Source organism: Streptomyces sp. NPDC024698, assembly GCF_055559015.1.
The window spans coordinates 35,852-50,024 of record NZ_JBVHLK010000033.1 but is presented as its reverse complement, the minus strand read 5'-3'; the positions used below and the strand labels follow the sequence as shown (position 1 = coordinate 50,024).

11 protein-coding genes and 1 pseudogene are annotated in these 14,173 nt (G+C 65.8%); 6 read left to right on the top strand and 6 right to left on the bottom strand.

The annotated features are described in order from the left end of the window. Nucleotides 1–124: 124 nt before the first annotated feature. Both ACZ4AA_RS36325 and ACZ4AA_RS36320 read left to right on the top strand, forming a co-directional pair. The gene (locus ACZ4AA_RS36325) at nucleotides 125–1,246 is read left to right on the top strand and encodes a hypothetical protein (RefSeq protein WP_467612302.1); all 1,122 of its coding nucleotides are present in this window, start codon (nucleotides 125–127) and stop codon (nucleotides 1,244–1,246) included. A gap of 270 nt (nucleotides 1,247–1,516) precedes the next feature. Beyond that, nucleotides 1,517–2,674, top strand: coding sequence for an ISAs1 family transposase (locus ACZ4AA_RS36320; protein ID WP_467612299.1), 1,158 nt, complete (start codon nucleotides 1,517–1,519; stop codon nucleotides 2,672–2,674). Between the two features lie 122 nt (nucleotides 2,675–2,796). On the opposite strand, the gene ACZ4AA_RS36315 is transcribed toward ACZ4AA_RS36320, so the two are convergent. Genes ACZ4AA_RS36315 through ACZ4AA_RS36300 form a run of 4 tightly spaced genes read right to left on the bottom strand, consistent with a single transcriptional unit; the run spans nucleotide 2,797 to nucleotide 10,705 of the window. Beyond that, nucleotides 2,797–3,858 carry a Wadjet anti-phage system protein JetD domain-containing protein gene (locus tag ACZ4AA_RS36315; protein WP_467612296.1) on the bottom strand — a complete coding sequence of 354 codons (1,062 nt, stop codon included), beginning with the start codon at nucleotides 3,856–3,858 and terminating at the stop codon, nucleotides 2,797–2,799. Next, complete coding sequence (locus ACZ4AA_RS36310; RefSeq protein ID WP_467612293.1) at nucleotides 3,855–8,312, bottom strand: hypothetical protein; 4,458 nt, start codon at nucleotides 8,310–8,312, stop codon at nucleotides 3,855–3,857. Before ACZ4AA_RS36310 ends, ACZ4AA_RS36315 begins: the two co-directional genes overlap by 4 nt. A gap of 24 nt (nucleotides 8,313–8,336) precedes the next feature. Beyond that, complete coding sequence (locus ACZ4AA_RS36305) at nucleotides 8,337–9,158, bottom strand: hypothetical protein (protein ID WP_467612290.1); 822 nt, start codon at nucleotides 9,156–9,158, stop codon at nucleotides 8,337–8,339. Continuing rightward, complete coding sequence (locus ACZ4AA_RS36300) at nucleotides 9,155–10,705, bottom strand: hypothetical protein (RefSeq protein WP_467612286.1); 1,551 nt, start codon at nucleotides 10,703–10,705, stop codon at nucleotides 9,155–9,157. The genes ACZ4AA_RS36305 and ACZ4AA_RS36300 overlap by 4 nt, the downstream gene beginning before the upstream one ends. A 287-nt stretch (nucleotides 10,706–10,992) precedes the next feature. Between ACZ4AA_RS36300 and ACZ4AA_RS36295 the strand changes: the two genes are divergently transcribed. From ACZ4AA_RS36295 to ACZ4AA_RS36285, 3 genes and pseudogenes are all read left to right on the top strand, one after another. Next, on the top strand, nucleotides 10,993–11,208 hold the full coding sequence (locus ACZ4AA_RS36295) for a transposase domain-containing protein (RefSeq protein WP_467612283.1): 216 nt from the start codon (nucleotides 10,993–10,995) through the stop codon (nucleotides 11,206–11,208). Beyond that, a pseudogene (locus ACZ4AA_RS36290) lies at nucleotides 11,168–11,360 on the top strand (IS110 family transposase); the annotation flags it as partial. The gene ACZ4AA_RS36295 and the pseudogene ACZ4AA_RS36290, both read left to right, overlap by 41 nt. A gap of 208 nt (nucleotides 11,361–11,568) precedes the next feature. After that, on the top strand, nucleotides 11,569–12,138 hold the full coding sequence (locus ACZ4AA_RS36285; RefSeq protein ID WP_467612280.1) for an HD domain-containing protein: 570 nt from the start codon (nucleotides 11,569–11,571) through the stop codon (nucleotides 12,136–12,138). Nucleotides 12,139–12,148: 10 nt separating this feature from the next. On the opposite strand, the gene ACZ4AA_RS36280 is transcribed toward ACZ4AA_RS36285, so the two are convergent. Together ACZ4AA_RS36280 and ACZ4AA_RS36275 are read right to left on the bottom strand one after the other, a co-directional pair. After that, nucleotides 12,149–12,616: an NUDIX hydrolase gene (locus ACZ4AA_RS36280; protein WP_354814710.1), complete on the bottom strand. Its 468-nt coding sequence runs from the start codon at nucleotides 12,614–12,616 to the stop codon at nucleotides 12,149–12,151. A gap of 7 nt (nucleotides 12,617–12,623) precedes the next feature. Continuing rightward, on the bottom strand, nucleotides 12,624–13,373 hold the full coding sequence (locus ACZ4AA_RS36275) for an XRE family transcriptional regulator (protein ID WP_467612277.1): 750 nt from the start codon (nucleotides 13,371–13,373) through the stop codon (nucleotides 12,624–12,626). Between the two features lie 98 nt (nucleotides 13,374–13,471). On the opposite strand from ACZ4AA_RS36275, the gene ACZ4AA_RS36270 reads away from it, so the two are divergent. Further along, on the top strand, nucleotides 13,472–14,170 hold the full coding sequence (locus tag ACZ4AA_RS36270) for a haloacid dehalogenase-like hydrolase (protein ID WP_467612274.1): 699 nt from the start codon (nucleotides 13,472–13,474) through the stop codon (nucleotides 14,168–14,170). Nucleotides 14,171–14,173: the final 3 nt, after the last annotated feature.

Here is a 14,173-nt window from a genome sequence, read left to right as displayed (position 1 = left end):
GCGGCGAGAACCCGGAGACCGCCTCTGGCATATGCCCTGTCTCGGCTCAGTTACATTGAGCGGTTCACGCGCGGCCGGGCGACAAGCATGAAAAAATTAAGCAATTGTACCGACTGGGGGAAATATGGAAAATAGCGGACTGATTTCTACGGTAGTCGAAATATTCGTCGGGGCGGCAAGTGGTGCAGCGAGCACAATCGGGCAGGGTGCTGGCACTGCAGTGGTCGACCTGGTCCGCCGGCAGTTGGGCGACTCCGAGGAGGGCGAGACCGCTCTGACGAATGTCACGAGCAATCCCACGGATCTGGCCTCAGCAAATGCGCTTCGTTCCCTGCTCGCACATGAGTTGGATTCCAACAGTGATTTCCACGATAAGATCGTACGCGCGCTGGCCGATCCGCAGTCATCCGATTCACCCCAGTCCTACTCGCACAGCGTAGTAATCGGTGGTTCCTCCCGGGTTCGCAACAGTCATATTTCACTCGGACCGCTGACGATCAACAACACGCGGGGAAGTCGAATCTCACTGGCTGTTTTAGGCGCCGTAGCGGTTGCGCTCATTTCACTGGGAGGCTACGGCGCCGTGCGACTCATTTCCGACAGCGGAAATAAATCCACCGATTCTGGAAATTCTTCAGTTACTAGCGGCGGTCAAGCCGAAAAAACCTCTCCACGGGCGACACCAAAAAGCGGTTCAAAAGCTTCAGATCCGTGCATTGCTGCAGGTGGTACGCCTCCGCATAAGCCGTCTTTGGGTGCGGGTAATATCCGCTCCGGCGGCTATCCTTGCATTCTTGATGCAGGGAAATCTTACGCCTACAGCGATGGGCTCACCCTTAAAGTTGATCCGTTCAAGCAATTTTACGGGACATCGCTCGATGGGCAGCCAATTTCAATCAGGACCAGTCAGGTCGTAATCTCCGTGAGAGTGACCGTTTTGAACGCCAGCAGCAAACATCTCGTGCTTGGGGAAGATTTTTCCTCCGACGGTTACAAATTCGTTTCCGTCGAAGCTGGCGACAATGAATACATCGGAGACTACGTCGGTGGCAGCAACCACCTGGATTCATCCAGTGGAACGCTGGCTCCCGGACAATCCAAGACCTTCGAATATTTCCAAGCCATCGATCCCGAAAAAGACGGAAAGTTGATAAGACTCGTCCTTACCCGCTCCTGGACACCTCCCAGTGGCTCGGAATTCGAAAATGACGTTGCATGGGACAGTTCGATTCCTGGAGTGAACTGACCGCACTGCCAAGCGATGCCACGAGCCGCGGCGTACGAGAGGTAGAGAGCGGTCCTGCCGGTGTAATTCCGCTCTGCGTTCGAGGCAGGGTCGTTGCGTGAAGGTGCTGTGTTCTGATCTTTCGCTGACGTCCAGTGATGTGACGTCATGTACTGCTTTTGGCTGGCGGGTTGACCCGGGTACAGATACAGGCACGGTGCCGGTGATCATGTGAGTGTCGAAGTCCCATGAGTACCGAGCGAGCCCGTGCCTGCACCCGTATCTTCTCCCATGTCCTGCGCGCTGGACCAACTGGCCCGCGCGAACCGGACTCCACCCCTGGCCGCGGCGGTGGATCTGTTCCAGTTCCTGGCGATCGTCCCGGACCCGCGTGATCCCCGCGGACTGCGGTACCCCCTGGCGGCTCTGCTGTCGGCGGCGTCCGCAGCCGTCCGGACCGGTGCCCGGTCGCTGGCCGCCATCGGGGAGTGGATCACCGACGCTCCCCGCTGGGCGCTTCGGGCGCTCGGCTTCCCTCCAGATCCGCTCACGGGGTCAGTTCCGGTCCCGCATCCCGGGACTGTCCGCCGCCTGCTGGCACGACTGGACGGTGACACCTTCGACCGGGCCGTCGGCAGCTTCCTCGCCACCCGCAGCCCCGCTGGCGAACGGAGGGTGATTGCGGTCGACGGCAAGGCCGTGAGAGGTTCCCGCACCCGTGACCGGCCGGCGGTCACCCTGCTCGCCGCGATGGACCAGCACGGCAACGTCCTGGCCCAGCGGCAGATCGCCGACAAGAGCAACGAGATACCCGCCTTCGCCCCACTGCTGGACACGATCGACCTGAACGGTGCTGTGATCACTGCGGACGCCCTGCACACCCAGCACGACCACGCCCGCTACCTCCGTGGCCGCGGCGCCCACTACATCTCGGTCGTCAAGCCCAACCATCCGACGCTTCACGACCGGATCCGCTGCCTGCCCTGGACCGAGATCAGCCTGGACCACATCGAACGCACCCGGGCCCACCACCGGCACGAGATCCGCCGCCTGAAGACCGCCGCGTTCCGCCACATCGCCTACCCGGGAGCCCGTCAAGCCCTCCAAGTCGTGCGCTGGAGGCGAGACCTTACCGCCGGAAAGCTCACGATCGAACGGGTCTACCTGGTCACCAGCCTGAAGCCCGGCGAAGCGAGCGGAGCACAGATCGCCTGCTGGATCCGCGGGCACTGGGGCATCGAGAACAAGATCCACCACGTCAGGGACCGAACCTTCCGCGAGGACGACTCCAAGGTCCGCACCGACGGTCTGCCCCGCATCATGGCCAGCCTCCGAAACCTCGCGATCGGTCTCCACCGCCAGATGGGCCACCGGAACATCGCAGCAGCCCTCCGCCACACGGCCCGCGACTACCGCCGGCCCTTGACCGCTCTCGGCATCACCGGATGAACCCCGACAAGATCACTTCACGCAAAGACCCTGTCCGCAGGACAGCCCGTCTGCTCAAGGAGGCAGGCCCGTGCGAAGCCCCACCGGTGAAGAGTCACGACGAACTATTGCCGACGGGAGGCTCACCATCGCCAGTCTGAATCGACGCTGAGTTCGTTCCGGTTGGTCGCCTCCTGCGCTACGCGTTGCCCTTTGGTCAGCAGGGCGTGTGCTGCCTGCCGGAGTTCCTTGGGGAGCCATGCTGTGAGGTTGTGGGCCCGTTCGCTGGCGATGATGTCGCTGGCGGTGGATTCGTGGGCGAGCAGCAGGCGATACAGGCCAGTCGCCGGTTCAACGGGTGGCAGTCCGTGTTGTTCGCCGTTGATGGACGCTCTGGCCGGGATGGCGATGCCTTCGGCGTCGAGGTCGCCGTAGTAGACGATCCGGTGGATGTCGAAGAGTTCGGCGATGCATTCGACGGATGCCTCGAAGGCCCTACCGGAGCCGAAGGCGACGTATCCGATGCGACCGGGGGCGGGCTTGAGTAGGTCTCGCAGGGTGGCGTAGGTGTCGCTGTTCTCCACCACGAGCACGGTGTCGCCGCCACCGAGCCGGCGGTAAGCCAGCGGCGGCGGTTCGCGGTAGGTGGAGAGCTGTTCGAGGGTCAGCCTCCCCGGGGCGAAGAGCGCTCCCGTGATCAGGGTGTCGAGGCGCTTTTCTTGGCGGAAGATCTCGTACGAGCGCTCACGTAGGGGGAGCGGAGCGCGTCGGTCTGGGTGGTTGCGGGTATCTCGGAACCAGCGGTTGCAGGCGAGGAGGTCCTCAGTCTGTGATGCGGTCAGCCGTGCACCGTAGGCCCAGTCGAGTTCCGGCCTCCACGAGACATGCCTGCGCGGAGCGGGAGCTCTTACAGTTGCGGCCGTGGGGAGCCGGACCTGCTCGGGAAGGGCTGGGCGGCCAGCGTCCCATTTCGTACGGGCGGTGGGGAGGTGGACGATGCCGTGTTCGGCGATTTCGTACAGGAGGGTGGCGAGGGTGCTGCGTGCGTGCTCGCCGCTGGCAGGGCCCGGTAGAGCCTCGCGGAATGCCTCGATGAGGGTGGCCCGGGCGACTGTGATGCGTTCGGCGCGGGCCTGGAGTGCGGCGCTGAGTTGTGCTGCTGCTGGGGAGAGCAGAGCGCGGACCTGATCCGGGGGTGAGGTCATCGGGCGTCGTCCTGTTTCCTGTACAGCCGGGCTGAGGTGAGGCAGCCGGCGGGTTCGGGGACGTCTTGGTCGGGGGCGATGAGGGGTGTGGGGATGAGGGCGTTGCGCACCTGGTCTTCAAGTCGGATGAGGGAGAGGCCACTTCGGGCCTCGGCGTCGTTGCGGAGCTGAATGCGCATGGGGAAGCGTGAGGTGACGTCCTCGTCGCTCAGTCCGGTGGTGTAGATCAGCTGGATTCCGAGGGCGGCGGCCATCTCCATCTGGATGTCGACGAGGTATCCGGCATTGGCTCGGCCGATGGGGTTGTCGAGTAAGAGCAGTCCGCCGTTGCGTGTGCGGCTGCGCGGTCCCGGAGAGGTGCGCAGGGCGGCCAGAGCGCAGTACAGGAGGATGGCCCCGGTCAGTTCTTGGCCGCCGGAGAAGACCCGGCTCATTTCCTCGACGGGAACGCGGTCCAGGCGCTGGGAGGCGTTGGGCTTCATGACCTCGGCGGTGAATCCGCGGGGGACGGCGGCGAGGAGACAGCGCATTACGACGTCGATGCCCTTGAGGTTGCGCGTGCGCTGATTGCCGGCCAGCGCGTCGACAGACTCATGCATCTGGGCCGTGAGAGCAGCCAGGTCCGGTTTCTTGTAGCGGATAGTGAGGAACTTCTGCCCGGACCAGGGAGCGTCTCCCTCAGGGAAGGCGGAGAAGCGACTGGCCTGGTCGAGGCGCTGCAGGAGGTCAGTGACGTGGCCGCTGAGCTGTGAGGCGAGGGCCTCGCGGGCTTTGGCCATGCCTTCGAGATCTGAGTTCAGGGCCGCGATGCGGGAGGTCAGCGCGTTGGTCCAGGTGGCAGCCATGGCCGGGATGCGGCGGCTGTCCAGGGCGGAGATCTGCGTACGCAGGGGGATGTCGAGTCGTTCGAATCGGACATCGGCGGGTACTTCCTTGAGCCGGCTGACCCTTCCTTCCAGGTTTCGCTCTGTCTGGCGCGTTGTGTCGCGGCATGTGGTGTGGGCGGCTGTCGCCTGGCGGGCGGCGTATGCGGCTGCTTCCGCGGTCCCGTCGTAGGGCGCCCGGTCCGGCGGGACGGTCAGGCCGTGGACAGCGGTTTCCAGCATCGGCAGGACACGGTCGAATGCCGCCAGGTCCTTGGTGGAACTGGCCTGATCGCGGCGGGCGCCGTTGAAGGCACCGGTGGCAAGACGTTCCTTGTCCTGAGCCGTGGCGAGTTCGCCCATGGCCCGGGCTTCCAGCTCGCGGGCCTCAGCAACGGTGGCCGGTGTCCAGGCAGCGGCGTCTTCTTCGTTCAGCAAGACAGCCGGGTCCAAATGCTTGGCGCGCTCTGCAAGACGGCTCGATTGATCCCGCAGCCGCTGAAGAGCCGTGTCGCAGGATTCGATCTCGGTGGTGAGGGCACGCAGAATGGCGTCGCGCTGAACAGCGTCTCCGGCCCGCCTGTCGCGGCTGTGGGTCACGGCCAGCCTCTGCACCTGTTCGGGGACCTTGTCCCATTCCTCCTGGCTGGCCAGGAGGGCCTTCTGCGCTGTCGCGGCTCGCACTTGCTGGTCCTCGCCGACCTCAACGCCTCTCAGCTCGTCCTGCGCTTGCAGGTAGCGATGCTGGAGGGAGGGGAGAGGCAACAGAGGTGCGTCAGAGGCAGCGTGCGCCTGTTGCGCTTGGGACGTGCTGGTGATCTTTTCGCGCGACCGGGCGTATCCGTCTGCTGCTTGCTCGGCTGATTCGATGGCGCGGGTGAAACGCAGGACCTCCTCGCCCGCCTGGTCGATCTGCGATGCCAGCGACTCGAGTTCGTTGTCACGGGTGATCCTTTCGCTGGTAAGGGTCTTGATCCGGTGCTGTGCTTGGTCGGCGGCGGATTCCCCTTCTGCTAGGCGAGCCAGATCCTCTGCGATCCTCTGCGCGGTCTTAAGGCTTTCGGTACGGCGTTCGCATTCGGCCTCAGCGACCCCCAGCGCAGTCTCGTGCTCATTCGCAGCGGTGCGGGCTGCGGCCAGCGCGCTCTCGGACTCCTCAGCAGCAGTCTCCAGAAGTTCCAGTTGATCAAGCAGGTCGGACACCGTCCGGATGCCGCAGGCGTCACGCCAGTTCGCGATCTGGCGGAGAAGGTCGCGTACAGCGGTGATGCGCTGCACGAGCGTGTCCACCTCGCGGGTGACCTCGGTGATGCGGGTGTCGACCGCCGCGCGCTCGTGTGCGGCGGCTTCCTCGTCGTGGAGGGCGGGGGAGGGCTCGACCACGAACCGTCCCGCATCGGACGCTGCTTGGGTGCTCAGCATCCGCTCTCCGGTGCCCACGGTGACGGCGGCGGAGGGCAGGGGGCGAAGGCGCTCCACCAGGATGCGGGCGGGGTCCAAGCCATCGAGTCCGCCCACGATGATCCCGCCGACCAGGTCGGGGTGCGTACTGATGACCTGCTGGCGCTCCGCGGGAAAGATGTTGTCGCGCATCCACTGCCAGCCGGGTACGGCATGGATCCCGTGGTCCGACAGCTTCCCGCACAGGTCCCGTACCTCCTCGGCGGCGGGCAACAGGCCCTCGCTGGTGTCGAGGAGGGAAAGCAGAGTCTGATCGTTCTGCAGGTCGATGCGCCTGCGTGTCAGCGTGGTCTCGAGGCCGCCAGCGCGACGCTCTGCGAGCTGGTGCAGGGCATCGGCGTGGCCATCCAGCCAGTGCAAAGCGTCGCCGTCGCGGAGTTCGTCGCTGTTGGCTTCCAGCAGCTCGCAACACAGCGGGTTACTGCGAACGTCCTCAGCCTGAGCTCGCAGCCGGCTGGTCTCTTTCTCCGCCGCCGTCGCGGCCGCACGTGCGGACCAGACTAGCTTCTCTTGCTCCGCCAGTACGTTCTGGGTTCGGTCCCGTTCGGTTCGGACGCTCTTGCGGGCCTGGTCGGCTTCCCGGAGCAGCTGCTCGCTGTGGCGTGCCTGGTCCTGGGTGCGGGCGGCGGCATCGGCCGCGCTTTCCTGCGGGGCAAGAAGGTCGTGCTCCCGGGCGGCGCGCAGGCGTAACGCGAAGGCATTGGTCTGCTCCTGCAGGGTGCGGCTTTCCTCCTGGGCAGCGCCCGCTGCGGTGAGCAGCTTGTTGCTGCGGGTACGCCATTGCCCGATCTGTTGCTGCGTTTCGGCTGTGGCGTTGTGGTGGGTCAGGATTGTGTGGCGGGCCTCTTTCTCGGCCCGGGCGTAGCCCGCGCGCAGTGCGGCTGCTGCGGTGTCGAGGGCTTGGACGTAGGGGGCGGCGGTGAGTTCGGCCTGAACGAGGGCCTGCTGGGCGCGGTTGTTGTCGTCCTGCGCCTGTGCGTGGCGCAGGGCGATCGGAACGCTCGCCCAAGCCGCGCTCTCATTCTGCGCCTCCTGCCTGTTCTCTCGAGTTGCCTTCTCTTGGGCGGTGATCTCGCCCAGCTCGAGAGTGTGGGAGCACGCCTGCACGTGCTGAACGCATGCGTGGGCGAGTTCGCTGGTGCGCTTGGAGGCTTCTAGCGCGCGGTGAGTCTCCTTGAGGGTGGCGTTTCTCTCGCTCTCGGTGGTGCTGAGCGAGGTGTGACGCGCCCGGACCGCGGAGGTGAGGTGAACGAGGTCCTTCTCAGCATTCTTGGCTTCACCGGCGTGCCGGGAGAGCATGTCGTGGAGGCTGGCGACGTCCTCGCATGCATGGTGCATCTCCACCGCGAACTGCCGCTCCCTCTCCCACTGGGCACGCTGGTCGTGTGCGGCGGCATAACCATGGAAGGCCGTGCCGAGTTCGGTGTACCGGTCATCGTCTGTGGCCTTGCGCAGGAGCCATTCGACGAAGGCGTTGGCAGTGTTGGTGGTGAAGGCTGCGGCGGCGTCGCTCTCCTTGGCGTTCATCCTGCGCTGTACGTCGAAGAGTTCGGGCTGAAGGCCGAGGCCACGCTGGTGCTTTTCCCACTTCTCCTGGCCATCAACGAGGTGCAGCTCTAGCGCTTCCACTCGTTTTTCCCAGTCGCGCAGTTCGGTGCAGTAGTCCTCGTACGGAGTCCAGTGCCCCTCGCGGTGGAAGGGAAGCCGGTCGGCGTCCAGGGCTGCGGAGGGATGGAAGCTGTAGAAGCAGCGGTGCAGTTTGCCGTCACGCTCGGGCGCCAGGACCTGCGCGGTGACCAGCAGGCGTCCGGTGCGGGCGTCGGCCCATTCGAGCACCACGTGCGACGGCTGGGCCAAGGAGACGGTGAAGTTGCGGAGCGTCTCCAGATCGCTGTGCCGGAAGGGGATGGTGGTGCAGGTGATGCCGGTCAGTAAGACGCCTTTTCCGCCGCCGTTCTGCAGCATGACCAGGCTGGCGGGCGCCGGGCGTTGAGCGACGTGTCCGGCATCGGGAATCAGAGAGGCGGTCTCCACCTCGGCTCCAACACCGGAGAAGTCCAGGGGCACGTCCTCGTAGCGGGCATCTCGCGGCCCGAAGTTTCGCAGCAGGATGCGGTTGAGCTCATACATGGAAGAGGTCCTTGGGGAGGGCGGTCAGCTGAACAGGTCGTTTACCGGCGCGGCATCGTCCAGCGACGGGTGATCATCCGGTGATGGCTGGTCGTAGCCGGGTGTGCCGTCCTCGGGGAGGGCTGCGACGCCAAGCGCTGCGAGTTCCTGCAGCATGTCGCGGGCGGCTTGGTCGCGGATCTGCAGCCGGTACTTGACGTTGGTGACGTAAGCGCCGGCGTCCTCATCGCTGACCTTGCGTACGAAGCCGTGGCTCTCCAGGTGCGTGAACGCCTTTTTCACCAGGGCTCTCGTCGAGGCTCGCGGGGCTCTGTCTGTCTGTGCCTTCGTCATACCCGTGGCATTACGGCGCAGGTAGGCCCGCCACAGCCCCTCCAGCCCCGGCTGATCGGAGGGCGGATCAACGTTCCCGCCACTTTGTGCAAGACGGCGTTCGATGGTCGAGGCCAGGACTCGGACCTCTTCATCGACCTGCCGGACTGAGATCCGCCCGACATGCTCGTCATCGTCAAGGTCCTCGGGACGAGGAAAGGCCATGGCCGCAATCGTCAGCTGGGCCAGTAGGTACAGGGGGCGGTCGGTGGTCTGCGGGACGAGGTCGGAGACGGACACCGCGAAGTCGGTCTCGGGCGTGGTACCCAGGACGAGCCCCGTCATGGGATGGACTTCCAGCACCGTCAGCTCGAAGCCCTGGGCGACCTTCCGCACCACCTGCGCGAAGTCCGGCTCGGTATCGAAGCGTCGGACGAGGCGGGCGTACTCGCCCGAACGTGCGGGCGCCTTGCGGCGGGCCATGGCGAAGGCGACCATCCGAGCGGCCTCGGCAGCATCCTCGTGGCGGTTCATGCACTCTCCTGATCAAGCGGCTGGGCGTCAGGGCCTTGCGTGCGCCGCGGTGCGGGGAACGCGGGCAGTGGCGCGTGCACTTCCTGCGTCATGGCGGCGCCCCCGGTGCGGACCAGCAGGAAGTCGCTGCCGCCGAAGCGCTCGTCATCCAGGACCGTGCCGTCGTCTACGGCCACCACGGCAGCCTCGCCGACGGCGAGCTGGCGCACCGGAATGAGCCGGAACAGCTGCTGGACGCGGAGCGTGAGGAGCTCATCGGTGCCGGAGTCCGGCCCTGTGCCAGGGCCGGGTTGGCGTGTGATCTCCAGCAGGGCCGAGAGCCGCACGCCCTGGTTTGTGATGGACGCCAGCAGCGTGTCCACCGCGTGGTGGTGCTCGTCGCTGAAGGCTGAAGGGACGTCGATCTCCGACCAGTCGTGCTCGCTCTGGACCGGCACCAGCTCCTCGCCTGCCTCGTCGGTGACCTTGGTGAGCCCCTCCAGAAAGTCGGGCAGGTACATCACCCGGGGACGCACGGGCCCCATGACCGCGCGAGTGAACGCCTCCAAGGGGCCCAGGCACGCGTCGAGGGAGAGTTCCAGCGCTGGCTGGAGAAGCTGCTCATGCAAGTGCACGCGTGTGTGGATTGCCGGAGCCACGAACACCTGACGGTCTTGTTGCCGGCGGAACTCCGGACCGACCTTCATCAGCATGTCGATCAGTACCGCATGACGTTGCCAGCACTCATGGATGAGCGCCTCCAGGTCTTGCAGCTGACTGCGCTTGCGTTCATCGGCGGTGGCTTCCAGCAGCTGGTTGACCCGCTCCTTTTGCATCGTCTCGGCCGCGGACCGGCTGCGCACGTGCTCCAGAGCCTCATCGACGGAGTCCTTGACCTCCCTCTCCCAGTCCACAGCCCGCACATTGCGCTTCATCGATTCGATGCGCCCATGGATGTCCTTGGCGTACCGGATGCTGTGGATCCGTGCGTTGTGCGCGGCCTGCCACGCTTCGCTGATCCGAGAACGCTTGAGCAGAGCCTCCAGCTTGGCTTCGGCGGCGATCTGTTCCGAGGCAATATCGACGTCGATCGCATGCACCAGCACGGTGATCGCGGCGTCCGTGACGATGAGAGCGGCCTGCCCCACGTGATCGGGGACTTCCTTGAGGATCTGAAAAGATGTCTCGCGCGTTTCGAACCCGTCGTCTGTCACATGCCCGACGTCGTGACGGAAAGCGCGGTCGCGTTCTTCGGTATTGATCAGCCGCTCGGTCACCCAGCGGGCAACCGCCCGGTACTCCTCCCCGGCCCGTTCCGGCAGTTGCAGTGCGGCGAACTCGGCCACGTGATCCACGACCGCCTCTTGTCGCACGGCCGAGCGCATGTCCGTGCGCAGCGTCACGAAGTCAATCGCGGCCAACGCCAGCTCGGCCATGCGGTACCGCTCCCACCCGCGTTCCTTCTTGGCCTTGCTGTTGTCCAAGGTCAGTAGCGGAAAGACCACTGCCAGGGCCCGCATCCGAGAGGTGATGCTCTCGTAGACTTCCGACGGCTCTTCAAAGATCACCAGTTCTGCCCCCAAATTCATCTCTGGCGCGCTGAGTTCAAGCTAAAACACGGCACTGACAATCACAGTGGAAATCGAACCGATGCTTTATTGCGAGTGTGGCTATTGGGGGGTGTAAATGAGCCATGGGGCGCGCTTGAGGTCGAGGGCGAAGCGGCCGATCGTCTCGTGCTGCCGGGCAAGGTGAGCGGGTAGCCGTTCCCGGAGTAGGTGCCTGGTCCGGAGCGGGTGAGCGGGTCTTTTGTGCCGCGGCGCCACTCCCGTTTCATCGTGTCCTGTCGGCCCCGGTGGTGGACATCACCCGTACGGTCACAGTGGCGGTGGGCTGGTTCGCGCCGGGGCAGGGCGAGCTGACAGCCGTCGTGCCGTTCGAGCTGGTCGACGCGATCCTGGAAGAGACGCGGTCGGTGCAGCGGCGACCGCGTGATCTCCCGTCGCGGGTCGGGGTACTTCCTGCTCGCGATGTGCCTTTTCCGGCATTACCACTGCGTCACGATCGATGAGAGCGGCCGCCGGCTGCTGTCCCGACGCGTCGGCCAACGACGAACCCGAAATCCTCGAACTGCTCACCGAGGTCATGGCCCTGGGCGACGAGGTGACCTGGGGCATCGACCTGGCCGACGGTGGCGCCGCCCTGGCCATCACGATCCTGCTCCTCCGCGACGAACGGACCTACGAACCCGCGCCACCAAGCACACTCGAGGCTTGACAGACCGCATTAGGAATCACTGTGGGAGCAAGTTGCTCGGCTGTACTTCAGGCTGGGTGGAGGCCGATCCGGCCCAGTTGCCCCCGGCCTCTGCTGCAGAGCCCGCAGACGTTGAATGTCAACGTCATCGCTGTCGCCGTCATAACCTCCTCACGTGGCGACGACCGAGGCTGACTGGGCGTATGAACTGGCCGACGAGCTGTTGCGGGACAGCCTTCCGCGTAGATGGGCGCACACGCAGGGCGTTGCCGCGTGTGCCCGGACGCTGGCGCCGCTGGTCGGCGATGAGGCCGGCGTTCTGGAATGCGCGGCAGTGCTGCACGATGTCGGCTACGCGCCCCCGCTTGTCGACACCGGATTCCATCCGCTGGACGGAGCCCGCTATCTGCGGGACGCACACGCGGCGGACGGGCGGGTCGTCCGGCTGGTGGCGAACCACACGTACGCCCTGCTGGAAGCCGAGGAGCGCGGCCTGCGGGACGAGCTGGCCGACGAGTTCCCTCTCCTGAACGATCCATTGCTCGTGGACGCGCTGGTCTACTGCGATATGACCACGACGCCGGACGGCCGGCGGACGACGTCCCATGAGCGGCTCAGAGAAATCCTGGACCGCTACGGCGAGGACAGCGTGGTGGGACGCTTCATCCGACGGGCCGCACCGCACATCCACGCGAGTGTGGATCGTGTGCGGGCGGCCGCGGCCGAGGCCGGCGTCGAGTTGTGAACGCGAACGATCAGCCGAGGTAGGGGTACGCGCCGGTGAGGTAGTGGCCGATCTGCTCGTGCATGCTCGGGTGGATGTCGAGCATGTGCAGGTCGTCCGGGTGGACCCAGCGCACGCCGTCGGCTTCGTCGTTGACGGTGGGCTTGCCGCCGACCGGGCGGCCGATGTAGGCGGCCTCGTACTGCTGTCGGATCTCGCCGTCGGTGTACTCGATGATGTGGTCCGGGTTGGAGTAGACGCCCAGGAAGCCGGTGACCTCTGCGACGATCCCAGTCTCCTCCTGGCACTCGCGGACGGCGCACTGTGCCGGACTCTCGCCGATGTCCTGGGCCCCGCCGGGCAGAGCCCACTGGCCTGTGTCACGGCGGCGCTGGAGCAGGATGGCGCCTTCGTCGTTGACCACGAGCAGGTTGCTTGCGGGGATGAGGGTGTTGGCCTTGGGGGCCTTGCGGTCGTGGTAGTACTCGGTCCTGCCCACGGTGGTGCTACTCCTGCCTGTCGGGCGCCCAGGGGCGCGCGGATGCCCATACGGCCTCGAAGCTGTCGCTGTACCGCTGGAACCACTCCCCGCCGTCTGCATTGCGGAGTTGGAGTAGCGGGTTGGCGCTGGCCGGCTGGCCCCAGATGTGCGGGTTGACCATGAGGTGGTCGTCGTATCGGAAGATCGAGTTGTAGAGCGTCGTGTCGTGCAGGCGCACCTCACAGCCTGGGTAGCCGACGAGGTCGCGGTAGTAGGTGAGGGACGCCTTGATCTTGGCCGCGAGCGTGCCTCCGATGCCCTCCTCCTTGTCCCTGACACGGACCGCCGACCCGTCCGGATCGCCGAAGCACAGCCGGACACGAACGCCTGCCTCCGCTCTTTCCTGGAGCATCCTCGCGATGTGAGGGTTCGTCTGAGCGAAGAAGGTTCCCGAGAAAACGAGCACATCAACCTGCTTCATGGCGCCCAGAAGCAAGGAGAGCCACACATCGCGGGGGACGCTCGCCCGGTTGGGGTAGGTGTCGACGAGCTCCGGGCGGGCCGAGCCAAGCCGTTGATCTCCGTGGCCGCTGTCCGGCCACAGGTATGTCTCGTCGACCCGCAGCAGGTTCGCGACCGTCCAGCGGTGTCGGCGGTGGGGGATCCGCCCGCCGACCCACCGGCTGGCCGTCTTCGGGTCCACGGAGCAGGCTCCTGCCAACTCCTCCACTGTCAGGCCCCGCTGCACGAGTGCGGAACGCAGTCGCTCATTCACCCAGGCAAGCCAACCGGACCGTGACAGCAGGCCGCAAGTGAGATGAGCCCACTGGACGCGGTTGTGGCCGGAACTGTTCGTACGTCTACGCTGGACCGGTGCCACTGATCGTGCTCTGGGATATCGACCACACCCTCATCGAGAACTCCGGCGTGAGCAAAGAGATCTACGCCGCCGCGTTCGAAGGCGTCGCTGGCCGTGCCGCCGACCATCCAGCCCGCACAGAGGGCCGGACCGACCGGCTGATCCTCTTGGGGATGTTTCAGGACCACGGGATGGAGCCACCGGAGTGGGAGGTGATCCAGTCCGCCCTGGAGGCCGCCGGCGCGGCACGGGAGGCTGAGCTCGCCCGTCGTGGCTGGGTGCTTCCCGGTGCCCGCGAGGCTCTCGCCGCGGTGGCGGCCGAGCCCGGCATAATCTCCTCGGTCCTCACCGGAAACGTTCAGGCGAACGCCCGGGTCAAGCTCAGGGCTTTCGGCCTGGACGGCCTGGTCGACATCGAGTGCGGAGGGTACGGAGCGGACGCGACGGACCGGGCGGACCTGGTCGACGTTGCACGGACCCGTGTCGGGGAGGCGTACGGCACGCCGACCGAGGCGCCTGTGGTCCTCATCGGCGATACCCCGCGTGACGTCCAAGCCGCCCTCGGCTCCGGCGCGCACGTCATTGCGGTGGCGTCTGGCGTCCACAGCGCGGACGAGCTGGAGGAGTCCGGAGCGAGCACGGTGCTCGCTGATCTCACCGATGTCGCCGCCCTGATGTGCCACCTCCGGTCGCTGACTCACGCCGTCTGCTGAAAA

What these genes read in the sequence shown, in the direction of transcription:
- ACZ4AA_RS36305 (WP_467612290.1), bottom strand. Translation starts at nt 9,158, where the DNA reads ATGAACCGCCACGAGGATGCTGCCGAGGCCGCTCGGATGGTCGCCTTC.
- ACZ4AA_RS36310 (WP_467612293.1), bottom strand. Translation starts at nt 8,312, where the DNA reads ATGTATGAGCTCAACCGCATCCTGCTGCGAAACTTCGGGCCGCGAGAT.
- ACZ4AA_RS36325 (WP_467612302.1), top strand. Translation starts at nt 125, where the DNA reads ATGGAAAATAGCGGACTGATTTCTACGGTAGTCGAAATATTCGTCGGG.
- ACZ4AA_RS36320 (WP_467612299.1), top strand. Translation starts at nt 1,517, where the DNA reads ATGTCCTGCGCGCTGGACCAACTGGCCCGCGCGAACCGGACTCCACCC.
- ACZ4AA_RS36315 (WP_467612296.1), bottom strand. Translation starts at nt 3,858, where the DNA reads ATGACCTCACCCCCGGATCAGGTCCGCGCTCTGCTCTCCCCAGCAGCA.